Annotated in this window: 13 protein-coding genes; 2 read left to right on the top strand and 11 right to left on the bottom strand. The window is 40.9% G+C overall.

Going from position 1 to position 11,771, the window contains the following annotated elements; genetic code table 11:
• Nucleotides 1-17: 17 nt before the first annotated feature.
• From ACESR9_RS03500 to ACESR9_RS03480, 5 genes are all read right to left on the bottom strand, one after another.
• A complete protein-coding gene (locus ACESR9_RS03500) occupies nt 18-431 on the bottom strand; it encodes a DUF3021 domain-containing protein (RefSeq protein WP_070505316.1) in 414 nt (137 codons plus the stop codon).
• A gap of 9 nt (nt 432-440) precedes the next feature.
• Nucleotides 441-896 carry a LytTR family DNA-binding domain-containing protein gene (locus ACESR9_RS03495; RefSeq protein ID WP_061590716.1) on the bottom strand — a complete coding sequence of 152 codons (456 nt, stop codon included), beginning with the start codon at nt 894-896 and terminating at the stop codon, nt 441-443.
• An 18-nt stretch (nt 897-914) separates the two neighbouring features.
• A complete protein-coding gene (locus ACESR9_RS03490; protein ID WP_373105585.1) occupies nt 915-1,757 on the bottom strand; it encodes an ABC transporter permease in 843 nt (280 codons plus the stop codon).
• Nucleotides 1,757-2,623 (bottom strand): ABC transporter ATP-binding protein, encoded by an 867-nt coding sequence (locus ACESR9_RS03485; RefSeq protein ID WP_373105582.1) that lies wholly within the window; start codon nt 2,621-2,623, stop codon nt 1,757-1,759. The genes ACESR9_RS03490 and ACESR9_RS03485 overlap by 1 nt, the downstream gene beginning before the upstream one ends.
• Before the next feature lie 125 nt (nt 2,624-2,748).
• Nucleotides 2,749-3,066, bottom strand: a complete 318-nt coding sequence (locus tag ACESR9_RS03480) for a winged helix-turn-helix transcriptional regulator (protein ID WP_373105580.1) — start codon at nt 3,064-3,066, stop codon at nt 2,749-2,751.
• An 87-nt stretch (nt 3,067-3,153) separates the two neighbouring features.
• Between ACESR9_RS03480 and ACESR9_RS03475 the strand changes: the two genes are divergently transcribed.
• Complete coding sequence (locus tag ACESR9_RS03475) at nt 3,154-3,462, top strand: YciI family protein (RefSeq protein ID WP_373105578.1); 309 nt, start codon at nt 3,154-3,156, stop codon at nt 3,460-3,462.
• Nucleotides 3,463-3,568: 106 nt separating this feature from the next.
• Nucleotides 3,569-4,423, top strand: a complete 855-nt coding sequence (locus ACESR9_RS03470; RefSeq protein WP_373105576.1) for a putative RNA methyltransferase — start codon at nt 3,569-3,571, stop codon at nt 4,421-4,423.
• A 39-nt stretch (nt 4,424-4,462) separates the two neighbouring features.
• On the opposite strand, the gene ACESR9_RS03465 is transcribed toward ACESR9_RS03470, so the two are convergent.
• The 6 genes from ACESR9_RS03465 to ACESR9_RS03440 all read right to left on the bottom strand — a co-directional run bounded on the left by ACESR9_RS03465 (nt 4,463) and on the right by ACESR9_RS03440 (nt 11,645).
• Nucleotides 4,463-5,767: a response regulator transcription factor gene (locus ACESR9_RS03465; protein WP_373105574.1), complete on the bottom strand. Its 1,305-nt coding sequence runs from the start codon at nt 5,765-5,767 to the stop codon at nt 4,463-4,465.
• Between the two features lie 10 nt (nt 5,768-5,777).
• Nucleotides 5,778-7,424 (bottom strand): sensor histidine kinase, encoded by a 1,647-nt coding sequence (locus ACESR9_RS03460; protein ID WP_373105571.1) that lies wholly within the window; start codon nt 7,422-7,424, stop codon nt 5,778-5,780.
• 2 nt (nt 7,425-7,426) lie between these two features.
• Entirely contained in the window at nt 7,427-8,038 is a 612-nt protein-coding gene (locus tag ACESR9_RS03455) for a YesL family protein (RefSeq protein ID WP_373105732.1), read from the bottom strand.
• 171 nt (nt 8,039-8,209) lie between these two features.
• Nucleotides 8,210-9,691 (bottom strand): ABC transporter substrate-binding protein, encoded by a 1,482-nt coding sequence (locus tag ACESR9_RS03450; RefSeq protein WP_373105570.1) that lies wholly within the window; start codon nt 9,689-9,691, stop codon nt 8,210-8,212.
• A gap of 78 nt (nt 9,692-9,769) precedes the next feature.
• A complete protein-coding gene (locus ACESR9_RS03445) occupies nt 9,770-10,702 on the bottom strand; it encodes a carbohydrate ABC transporter permease (RefSeq protein WP_223325275.1) in 933 nt (310 codons plus the stop codon).
• A 13-nt stretch (nt 10,703-10,715) separates the two neighbouring features.
• Nucleotides 10,716-11,645: an ABC transporter permease gene (locus ACESR9_RS03440; protein WP_049492090.1), complete on the bottom strand. Its 930-nt coding sequence runs from the start codon at nt 11,643-11,645 to the stop codon at nt 10,716-10,718.
• Between the last annotated feature and the right edge of the window lie 126 nt (nt 11,646-11,771).

Here is an 11,771-nt window from a genome sequence, read left to right as displayed (position 1 = left end):
TACACTTTTTTCTGAGACTATTTCCCTTTTCTGCGATGCAACAAAGCTTGGTTGATTCGTTGAGTTTTTTTATGGAGTTGCCAAATCTGGTACAGCCAGATCAGGCCGTAAATGGCTAGAAAGATCAACCAAGGAATCGGGCTCCGTAAGGCTGTCCCCCAGCCAAAAAACAAGTAGGTTAATGCTAAGATGGCAGCTGTCACAACTAAATGCAAAGCCACACGCAAACTATAGGTCAAAAACTCTTCTTCCTCAAGAATGAAGGTCAAGATGCCCATTGTCCCACTCATCAAAAATATCGCTAGGATGTTGCGGACATTTACAGCGGGATAGACGATGTTGGTATAGACATGGGATAATAACACCAAGCACAAATAAAAGAAGGATCCTGTCCTCATACCAGATACAAAATAAGCTATAACTCGTTTCATCACTTTCTCCTATACCCCTAAATAATCCATCAAGGATTTGACATATTTCCGACTGACACTTGATTTTACTCCACGTGTCAGTTTAGCCATCATATTGCCTGAAAAACTATCCGATAGCGATTCTAAATGGTCGATATTCATCACCGCGTGGCGTGATATCTGTAAAAAATTACGACGATTAATCCGATGTTGAAAATTTATCAAAGTATCTCTGATGGTGAACGTTTTGTCTATCGTATAAATGGTGAGCTGATTCTTATCAATCTCGGCTAGAATAATGTCATCAATTTTCACCATGATCAAATGATCATCTGTTTTGATAGGGATCACTACTTGATTCACTGTCGAAAATTGTTCGAGATACTCCATCACCTCTCGTGCTTGATCAGATAATTGCTTGGCTTGAATGACCACACAGGGGTCGTTTTCTGGGATATCTTGTTTTTCCTCAAAACGAATCTTCATTCCTACTCCAATTCTCACTTACTTTCTTTTACTCGATCTTTTTGCCAAGGAAATCCAAATCCCCAAAGCTAGAAGAATACCTCCTAACACTATAAGGTATGTTTGTTCCTTTGTCAATAAAGTTTGCCATTTGAGCTGAACACCCATTTTTTCTTGAAACTCTTGAAGAAGATTATCTTGACCTTTAAAGGTCTCACTTAATGCTTCTTTCATGAGGACTCGTCGATAAAGTGCAGCAATATAAGTTGCTGGGGTACATTTCATTAGTAGTTGAGCAAAATTAGGTAGAACGCCCAAAGGTACATAAGTCCCTACCAAAAAACCAGAAGCTGTACCCACTATGGTCGAAAACTTCCCAAGACTATCTACTGATTGGAAAAAATAAACAAAAATGGCATTCACTAAGCTAGAAAGTAGGCTACTAAGGAGCATAATGAGGAGCACTTCAGGTAATAGAGATAAGGTTGGAACTTCTCTAAAATAGCCACACATCAGCACATACATAAGGATCTGCATGGAAAAAGAAATGATGATCGCACTCGTTAGATACGAAAATGCTAACCGCCACTTTCCTTGATCCGATAAATAAAGATCCTGATCTACTTGATGTTCACGGTCCTTTACTAACTGAGTCAGGGCAGCCAGACTTGTCGTAATCCCTGTCACAGCCAGCGTCCCACTCATTAACCAATTATTTAACACAGGAGCACTATTGGGAAGCTGAGCCCAGGCATCTGTTAGATTTTTTTGAAGAAAAATAATATAGAGAATAAAGGAAATCAAGGCTCCCAACAAGGAGAAGAAAACACCTGAACGATTCCTAAAATACAATAAAAAATTTCGCTTTAGTAAGGCTAGCATTAGCGAACCTCCCTTCCTGTTAGTGCAATAAAGGCATCATCCATAGTCCCTGGACGAAACTCAAAATGGGCTAATTTATCTCTAACTTGTACCAGGTAATCAATGGCTTCCCTTTCACTCTCGGGTCGAAGAACATACTCCAATTGACTTTGTTGCTCTACTGACATTCCCGAAGATTTGAGACTTTCTATCTGCTGTCTCTCCTTGAAACGAATCTTTAAGATATTAGTAGCATACTGGCTCCTAATATCTAGTGCCGATCCTTGAGCAATCACTTTCCCATGATCTACAATATAAATTTGATCAGCTTCATCTGCTTCGTCAAGATAATGCGTGGTCAATACAACGGTCATTCCCTCTTCTCTCTGCAATTGATAGAGCAAATCCCAAATAGACTTCCGGGTTTGAATGTCTAAACCTGTCGTTGGCTCATCTAAGAACAGAAGATCTGGACCGTGCAGTAGAGCACGCGCAATGTCAACCCGACGCTTTTGGCCGCCTGAAAGCGTCCCATATTTCTGCTTTTGGAAAGCTGATAGGCCTAGTCGATCAATAAGATCAGACACACGATTTGGTTTTAGGCCTTTGTACTGTCTGGCACGAATGGTCAGATTTTCCCTAACCGTCAGCATCTCATCTAAAACACTGGTTTGGAAGACCACACCAATTTTAGTACCGGGTTCATAGATTATTTCGCCTTGCGTTGGTTGTTTCAAACCGATCAACATAGAAATCGTCGTTGATTTCCCCGCCCCATTTGGTCCTAGAATCGCATTAAACGTTCCCTTTTCAAACTGTAGGTGAATATGATCAACCACTAGATGATTTCCATACCGTTTACTGATGTTTTTAGCTTGTAATATCATGTTCTCTCTCCTTTTTGACAATATCAGTCTAGCAAAAAAGCCGTTTAAAAAACGGCCTTTTGGGATAAGCGGTCAAAATGAGAACCTAAGTGGCAAGATGAAAGTGACAAAAAGAAGAAGAAAATTTAATGCAACCATTCTTTTCCCCATTGATTCAAGTCCTTTAAAATCGGCATCAGTGATTTCCCTTTTTCTGTCAGCTCATATTCTGTATGGAGTGGCATCGTTTCAAAATCATATTTCTCAATCAATTGGTTCTCTATTAAAACATCTAATCCACGTGTCAAACTGATAGTTGTAATCCCTTCAACTTCTCTTCTCAATTGATTGAAACGGACTCTCTTATGCTTGTTTATAACCCATAATATATTCATTCTCCATTTCCCACCAACCACATCTAAGACTCGAGACATACTACAGTTCCAATTTTTATTTGTTAACATTTTTTCTCCTTACAAAAATGTGCCTACTATTCAGGTAGTTTGTAAAGTATTATAATCTATTTATCATTTATTTTAAAGGAGTCACTTATGTTTATTGTAAATCTTACCTATATCAAGCCCCTTGATGAAGTTGAAGAATTCTTAGAAAAACACATAGATTTTTTAAATCAGTATTATACAAAAGGTCATTTTATCGCATCTGGAAGAAAAAATCCAAGGACCGGCGGTATCATTCTCATGAGAGCAAAAAATAAAGATGCTGTCCAAGAAATCATTGCACACGATCCATTCTATCAAAATGAGATTGCTCAATATGAGGTCATTGAATTTGAGGCAAGTAAATATTGTCCAGAATTGAAAACCGTCCTGAACAATCCAGTGGACAAAATTAGATAAAGAAACTCAAGGTCCACTCAATACCGCGTAGAACCGTCAAAAAGTGTGACTTAGTCCCATTAAAGCATCAGTTGCTATCTAGAGGCTCTTTTGTTACACTACTAATATGAATACACCGATCAAACCAAAATTACAACGATTTCAAACAGCCACTGCTTTTGCCTGTCCTATCTGTCAACTGAACCTAGAACTTGTGGGAACCAGTTTTAAATGTCCCAAGAGCCATTCTTTTGATTTGGCGAAATTTGGCTATGTCAACCTGGCTCCCCAGAACAAGCAATCAAAGGACTATGACAAAGAAAATTTCCATAATCGCCAGCTGATCTTAGAAGCAGGGTTTTATGAGCCGATTCTAACAGCGATCGGACATAAGATTCCGGCCCGTGACGCCAGAATTCTAGATATCGGTTGCGGGGAAGGCTATTACTCCCGAAAACTACAAGAAGCTTATCCCGAAGCTACTTTCTATGCATTTGATCTTTCCAAGGAATCCGTACAACTAGCTGCCAAGAGTGACGCTAGTTGGAAGGTCAATTGGTTTGTAGGAGATTTGGCTCATTTACCCATTCAATCTAAGAGTATGGAGGTCATTTTGGACATCTTCTCCCCGGCTAATTACGCTGAATTTGAACGTGTCATAAAGACAGAAGGGGTGATCATTAAGGTCGTCCCAACCTCTTCTCATCTAAAAGAAATTCGTCAGTTGGCCCAAGATCAATTGGCCAAGCAATTTTACTCCAACCAGGAAATTTTGGAGCACTTTGAAGATCACTGTCAGATTCTCTCATCCGAAACGGTCAGCCTTACCAAGAGTTTAACTCCTGAAGAACGTCAGGCGCTCCTCACCATGACCCCCCTTCTATTTCACGTTGACCAAGAAAAAATCGACTGGACCCAACTCACAGAAATCACCATTGAGGCCCAAATATTGGTTGGGAAAATCAAGATACAGAGGATTTAAAATGAAAAGTGAAAAGGCTGAGACAATCGTCTCAGCCTTTTACTCATCTTCTGTATGCTCTGTCATGACTTGTAAGCGATAGGTTTTAGGCGATTTGCCACAGAGTTTGCGGAAAACTTTGTAGAAATAGCCAACATTACTGTAACCGACCTTGTAGCAGATATCTTCAATACTATCATTGGTCGATAAGAGGAGCTGCTGGGCAGCCTTGATCCGCTGTTTGTTGAGGAGTTCTGCGAAAGTCGCATTGGTTTCTCGTTTAATCAATTGGCCTAAATAGACTGGATTGATAAAGAGACCCTGACTGATGTCCTTTAGTGACAGCTCTTTTTGGTAATCACGGCTAATCACTTGGAGGACACTCGCTACATTTTCATTCATCCGATAGTGGGATAAGAAACGGGACAACTCTTCCTGGATAAAGCCAATCATCTCGCTAAAAGTGGCAGTTTCTTGGACTTTCTTGACTACATCAGCTAAATTATCACCTTGCAGGTATTCAAACAAATGAAAGACATCCATCAAAAATTGGATAAAGAGCTGCTTGGTCAGTGAGACCTTAGGGGTCTTCTCAAGGATCATTTTTTCTAACCAGTCCAGTTCTTCTAAGATCTGTTGGATATTTCCTTGCATGATCACCCGATAGGCCGGCTCGTAGTAATGGAAGACTTCTTCATCTTGATTGAGAGGGGTCGCCCCATAAAAGAGGCTCCGCTCCACTAGATCCTTAAATTGATGAAAGTGCTCCTTATACGGAGGTTCAAAGGCCTTCTCAATCATGGCTTCTTCTTTTTGATCCGAGATAAAGAGTTGAAGATTTTGCCCAAGAACTTGATAAGACGAGCTGATAAAGCCTTTTTTCTCCTTAGCGACTCCAATCCACAATGAGTTCCGACCAGCGATATAGCGACAAAACTCTTCCTCAGAGATATCATCGTGAATCAAACGGTCGGCCAACTCTTGGCTTGGTTGCTGGATTTTATGCTGAATTTTTTCTAGGATATTGCCCATCTCCACCTTATTGACAGGTTTGAGCAGGTAGTCTGCCACGCGCAAATTGAGGGCTGTTTTGACATATTCAAAATCCTGATAGCCTGACATAATGATATAGGCAGCATCTGGGATCAAATCCTTCATCTCAGCAATCATCTGAAGTCCAGTTTTCCCAGGCATATTGACATCCGTGATCACCACATCTACCGGATACTCTCGCACATAATCAAGGGCCTGGTCTGCATCTTCTGCAGTTGCGACCACTTCCATATTCCAGTGGTCAAAGGGGATTAATTTTTTTAACCCTTCTGTAATCATATACTCATCGTCTACTAATAAGACTTTGTACATTCTGTCTCCTTTATTCATCTTGAATGGTTATCGTATAGGTCACTCCATGGTTAGGTTGGGAGAAGACTTGGATATGGTAGCGATCTCCAAAATAGAGCAACATGCGTTCATGGACATTGACAATTCCGATGGACTGCCGACCACTCTTTTTTTCGATTTCTGAGCGTGGATTGCGATTGGCTAGCATCTCTTGAATGCTTTCTAGCTGTTCTTCTTTCATCCCGCGCCCATTATCAGTGATCAAGATGATGACCTGCCCTTCTCCTTGCAAGACCTTGACACTGATCACATTGTCCTTGCGTTTGTGGTCCACCCCATGCGCAAAATAGTTCTCAACCAAAGGCTGGATGGTGAATTTTGGAATCTTCATTTTTTCCAAATCTGGATCGATCTTAAAACCATAGGCAATCGATTTTGGATAACGCACCATGCAGAGGTAGCTGTATTTGCGACAAAATTCGAGCTCATTTTCAACCGTCGTCACTCGCTCATCTGAAATATTATTGCGCAAGAGACTACTAAACTCATAGATAATATCACCCAATTCATCCTGCTCTTGCATGACGGCATACATCCGGATAAATTCCAGTGTATTGTACATGAAATGGGGATTGATCTGGGCTTGTAGGGCCCGCATATTGGCATCTTTTTGGCTGAGCTGCAACTGGTAGATATCCCGAATGTTCTTGTCCATATTGTCTAACATGGTATTGATCATATTACCAATGACCAAAAGTTCTTGGTCCTTGGTCGAAGTATCAATCCGACGTTCACTATCGCCTTGACTGATCTGATTCATGGTATCGACCAAATCGAGGACTTGACGCCGGTAATTTTTGAAAATCTGCCGTAATAACAAGTACAGGATCAAGAAAATCAGGAAGGCAATGGAGAGAAAAGTGGTCAGGTTAGCTAGACCCTTCTTGACCAAATAACTTTCAGAAACGACTACATCCACCTTGTAGCCATAGATCGTGCTACGGGTTTGCCATTTAACATCTTTTGCTTGCTCCTTATCCCCTTCATGGTACATTTCTTTCCCAAAGGGCGTGAAGATCCTCACAGCAACCGGTAGATCTCCTCTAGCATTGTCAATCGCTGCCGTCAAAATTTCCTGGTCCAGAGTCATATAAGCAATCCCAACTCCAGCACCCGTAGTCGGATCTGTCAAAGGAACCGGAATGGCTGTCGCAGGAGCCTTGTAATGGTCCGCTGAAACTTGCTTACCCCCCTTCGATTGCCGGGTAGAGACAAATACTGTCTTGTAATCCGACAAGGTGACATCGATCCCCTCGATGTTTTTATTGCTCAAATAGAGACTGTCAATATTCTTATGTAGGGACAATTGGATATAAGAAGGAAACTGGGCATTCAATCGCCAAGTCTCATACTCCGATGGTGACAAGGTAAAATAGCGATAAACCCCTTCTAATTTTGCAGGGTTTTCAACGAGACTACGCCCTTCTTGTGTGACCCGCTGATAAGAGGTCTCGAGATCCGTCACGACTTCAGTCAAGACCCGTTGGGCGATCCGATCGGCTTCAGCTTGCTGGTTTTTCCAAGAGATCCCCGCTACGACGAGACCCATAATGGTCAAAATGACCACCATGACATAGGCGTAGAATTTTAAAAGCGTACTTAACCAGATTTTTTTCATCGTTAGGATACCAATTTTTCGTGGATATTTTGATAAACAGGGTCAAAGATATCATTGACAAAGAAATGCCAGACGCCGATCAAGACAAAAAAGAGAAGGGCTGGCATATAATAGCTAATGACACCAAGTAGTGCTGTTCCAAGGATGAGCTTAAGAACTGGACGAATGTCCAGCAACATTCCGATCAAACTGAGCTTGATACTGTTGGCATAAGAGAGAGCAAAATGCACTTGCAATTTCAAATAAACGGCGTAAGCTAGAGGCGCAACCAAGAGGAAAACTAGATTAAACAGGAGAACCAAAATTTGGAAGAAATTCAAGTGAGGAATCTGGATCATGAGGTACATGCCATAGAGGAGGACTCCTTCAATGGCAAAGAAGGTGTAAAAGACTTGATTGGCTGGAACAAGATTTTCTTTGAAGAGTCCCCAAGCGCGTGACCAATGATAGTCCTTGTAGGTCATGCCATTTTCCGCATAGAGGCTCATGATAGCGGCACTAGCCGGTCCTACTCCTAGCAGAACACCCCCACAGATCGTCAAAACCCAAAAAATCCCTGTTACCAGCATAGCAACATAGACTCTCGTAAAAATGAACTCGATGATTTTCCCCATCATTCAGCCTCTTTTCCAATTAGTGATTCTATTATATCATAAAAATAAAACGCTTTCCCATATTTGCATTAGTAAATTGAAATATTGATTTTCATTTCCAAGATTCATTTTCATAAAAAACTTAAAAAGGCTCTGGAGATCCCTCCAAAGCCTTTTCACACGACCTATTTCTTATTTTTTAGAAGCAAGGTATTCGTCGTATTGTTTTTGCATTTCATCAAGCACTTTTTGGTAAGCACCTTCTGATTTCAATTTTTCAAGCATCTTAGGAACTTCTACTTCAGGATCCACAGTACCAGTATTGATAGCACCTGCGAATTGGTTCAAAGTATTTGTAAGAGCTGTGATTTCTGATTTCACTTTATCTGTGTTAAAGATGAAACCAAGTGCTGGAGATTCTTTTGCAGTTTCCAAGTCTTTCTTAGATTGTGCAATTTGTTCATCTGTTACGTTTTCGTTGATGTAAAGAATCCAGTTGTTACCAGTGTTCCATCCAGACATGTGAGTGTTTCCGTTGTAGCCATCCAAGACTTTAACACGGTTTTCTTTGCCGTCAACTTTTTCCCAGTTCTTGCCTTCTGGTCCATAAACAAGGCCGTTCAAGAGTTCTGGATTAGTGTTCAAAAGGTTCAACACTTCCATTGCTTTTTCTTTGTTCTTAGAGTTGTTTGAGATAACAAAGTTAGCTACTTGAGTGGTGTTGTTCTTCTTGTAAAGTTCAGTAAATGGTTTGATGTCGATCTTACGGTTTGCTACACGAGTAAGCAAGCTGTTACCGTAGTCAGCTGGTCCTACTGTTTCTTCACGAACCAACCAAGTATCTTGAGAAAGGTCATATCCAGTATCGCTTGTAGTTACGTCTTTTGGAATATATCCTGCTTCGTAGTATTTATGAAGAGTCTTCAAGTTTTCTACATAACGAGGGATTGTGTAACGGTCAACGATCTTCGTAGTGTCACCTTTCAAGTCAACAACGAATGGAAGTCCATCAACAGCTACATAGTCGAAGTCATCTGAAGGTCCACCGTAGCTCTTGTTCATGGCAAATGGAACAACGTTTGGATCTTTTTCTTTAATGGCTTTCAAGACTGGTTCAAGAGAAGCATAGTCTTTGACGTTTGAGATGTCGATACCATATTTTTCAACAAGTGGTCCGTTGAAGGCAAAGTTTTGAGAAGATGCAACGTTGGCTGCTACTGGAACAGCATAGATCTTGCCATTTACAGTGTTCCCTTTGATGTATGCTGGGTCAAGTGCTTTGTAAAGTTCTTTCCCTTCTTTCTTGTACAATTCTGTCAAGTCAGCATAGGCACCTTTTTGAGCATTGATAACGTAGTTGTTGGCAAAGGCAATATCATAGTTTTCACCAGATGAGATGATAACGTTCATTTTTTGTGCGTAGTCACCCCAACCAAGATATTGGATATCCAATTTTGCGCCAACTTTCTTTTCAATGATCTTGTTGGCATTTTCTAACAAGGTATCCAAGTTATCTGGTTTGTCACCGATTTGGTACATCTTGATGATTGGTTTACCGTCTTCAGTTGTTGCTGATTTCTTGTTGTTACCTGTAAGGCTTCCACAAGCAGCAAGAGTAGCTCCAAGAGCAATGACACTAGCAGATGCTAACGCGTATTTTTTCCAATTTTTCATAAGAAAAATCTCCTTTATGTTATTTTCTTTTTAGACTAAGTTATGAGTTGAAAATCTTGTCGATTTTCACTTGTTTTCCTATTCTTTCACACCACCGATGGTCAAGCCTTTTACAAAGTAGCGTTGGAAGAATGGATAGAGAATGGCGATTGGCACTGTTGCCACAACCACCATAGCCATACGTCCTGTTTCCCGTGGGATGGATTGTACAGCTCCTGCCAATTGGCCGGATACCCCGACATTTTTAGCGATGTAATCCATATTGTTTTGGATTTGCATCAAGAGGTATTGCAATGGGTAAAGGTTGTCACTCTTAATATAGAGAAGGGCGTTGAACCAGTCGTTCCAGAATCCTAAAGCGGTGAAGAGACTAATAGTCGCAATCCCTGGTAGAGAGAGTGGCAAGCAAATTTGGAAGAAAATCCGTGTTTCACTTGCTCCATCGATCCGAGCAGATTCAAGAATGGCTTCTGGAATGGTCCGTTTAAAGAAAGTCCGCATCAAGATGATGTTGAATGGGCTAAGCAACATTGGGATGATCAAAGCCCCGATGGTATCACCCAATTGCAAGAGTTGAGTGGTAACAATATAGCCCGGTACCAACCCTGCACTAAAGAGCATACTAAGGAGTGAAAATACGGTAAAGAACTTGCGGTATTTAAAGGTACTCCGTGAGATAGCATAAGCATAGGTTGTTGTGATAAAGACATTACATGCTGTTCCCACAATGGTCACAAACAAGGTAATGAAGAGGGCTTGCAAGATTTTTTCTTTGAACTGTACCAAGAAAAGGTAACCATCAAATCCAAATTTTGCTGGCCAGAATTGGAATCCATGGACTGCCAAACTTTGTTCGTCTGTCAAAGAGATCATGACAACGAAGATGAAGGGAAGTACACAGGTCAATCCGACTAAGGTCAACAACAAGGTAAAGAAGAAGTTGCTCTTCTTACTGAAAGAATGGATCCCGACATTATCAATTTTTTCTTTTTGAATGGTTGATTTTTTCATACGATCCTCCTTTCTAGAAGAGAGCGGCATTCTTATCAATGCGACGGGCAATGATATTTGAGATTAAAACAAGAACCAAACCTACTACCGATTGGTAAAGACCGGCTGCTGCTGTCATCCCGATATCCCCTGACTTGGTCAAACCGTTGTAGACATAAACATCAATAACATTGGTCACACTATAGAGCGCTCCAGCATTATGCGGGATTTGGTAGAAGAGACCGAAGTCTGCGCGGAAGATATTTCCGACTGCAAGAATGGTCAAGACCGTAATCAAGGAAGACAACTGAGGAATGGTGATATTGCGAATGCGTTGCCACTTAGACGCACCATCCACGGTCGCTGCTTCATAGTAAGTTGGGTCAATTCCCATGATGGTTGCATAGTACATGACACTGCTATAACCAAAGCCTTTCCAAATTCCTAAGAAGAGGAGAAGCGCTGGCCAGATCCACAATTCTGAATAGAAATTGATGGCCTTCATGCCAAGTGAAGTTAAGATGTGGTTGACCAATCCTTTGTCCACGTTCAGGAAGGCATCGGTGAAGAAGCTGATGATAACCCATGATAGGAAGTATGGGAAGAGCATGGAGGTTTGAAGCACCTTGACCACTCTTTTTGATCTCAACTCACTAAAGATGATGGCGATCCCAACGGAAACAATCAATCCTAAGAAGATAAATCCTAAGTTGTACAAGACCGTATTTCTTGTAATAATGTAGGCATCTTTGGAACTAAAGAGGAACTTGAAGTTGTCAAAGCCAACCCATTTACTCTTCATGACACTGTCGATGAAGCCCTCTCCTGTGATATGATAGTCCTTAAATGCTACGATATTCCCAAAAACCGGAATATAGAAGAATAAGATTAACCACGCTGCACCCGGTAAGACCATTAAAAGAAAAATGAAATTTTCTCTCAGAGTCCTTACAAACTTTTTCATTTAACTCCCCCCCTTTGAGCCTTGAGCGTGTTTTTACTTTGGTAGCGTTTACAATACTTATTATAAGATAGCTATTTTCTCTTTTCAAACTCCTAATTATAGAAAAAATTCTACAAATTTATGACA

It is taken from the genome of Streptococcus parasanguinis (assembly GCF_964238605.1).
Lineage (GTDB): Bacteria > Bacillota > Bacilli > Lactobacillales > Streptococcaceae > Streptococcus > Streptococcus parasanguinis_AJ.
Note: the sequence above shows the minus strand (reverse complement) of the source record. Positions and strands in the feature narration are given on the sequence as shown.

Bases quoted from the DNA above. Each gene is read 5' to 3' on its own strand.
- ACESR9_RS03445 (WP_223325275.1), bottom strand. From the start codon at position 10,702: ATGAAAAAATCAACCATTCAAAAAGAAAAAATTGATAATGTCGGGATC.
- ACESR9_RS03495 (WP_061590716.1), bottom strand. From the start codon at position 896: ATGAAGATTCGTTTTGAGGAAAAACAAGATATCCCAGAAAACGACCCC.
- ACESR9_RS03485 (WP_373105582.1), bottom strand. From the start codon at position 2,623: ATGATATTACAAGCTAAAAACATCAGTAAACGGTATGGAAATCATCTA.
- ACESR9_RS03455 (WP_373105732.1), bottom strand. From the start codon at position 8,038: ATGGGGAAAATCATCGAGTTCATTTTTACGAGAGTCTATGTTGCTATG.
- ACESR9_RS03465 (WP_373105574.1), bottom strand. From the start codon at position 5,767: ATGTACAAAGTCTTATTAGTAGACGATGAGTATATGATTACAGAAGGG.
- ACESR9_RS03475 (WP_373105578.1), top strand. From the start codon at position 3,154: ATGTTTATTGTAAATCTTACCTATATCAAGCCCCTTGATGAAGTTGAA.
- ACESR9_RS03460 (WP_373105571.1), bottom strand. From the start codon at position 7,424: ATGAAAAAAATCTGGTTAAGTACGCTTTTAAAATTCTACGCCTATGTC.
- ACESR9_RS03500 (WP_070505316.1), bottom strand. From the start codon at position 431: ATGAAACGAGTTATAGCTTATTTTGTATCTGGTATGAGGACAGGATCC.
- ACESR9_RS03450 (WP_373105570.1), bottom strand. From the start codon at position 9,691: ATGAAAAATTGGAAAAAATACGCGTTAGCATCTGCTAGTGTCATTGCT.
- ACESR9_RS03440 (WP_049492090.1), bottom strand. From the start codon at position 11,645: ATGAAAAAGTTTGTAAGGACTCTGAGAGAAAATTTCATTTTTCTTTTA.
- ACESR9_RS03490 (WP_373105585.1), bottom strand. From the start codon at position 1,757: ATGCTAGCCTTACTAAAGCGAAATTTTTTATTGTATTTTAGGAATCGT.
- ACESR9_RS03480 (WP_373105580.1), bottom strand. From the start codon at position 3,066: ATGTTAACAAATAAAAATTGGAACTGTAGTATGTCTCGAGTCTTAGAT.
- ACESR9_RS03470 (WP_373105576.1), top strand. From the start codon at position 3,569: ATGAATACACCGATCAAACCAAAATTACAACGATTTCAAACAGCCACT.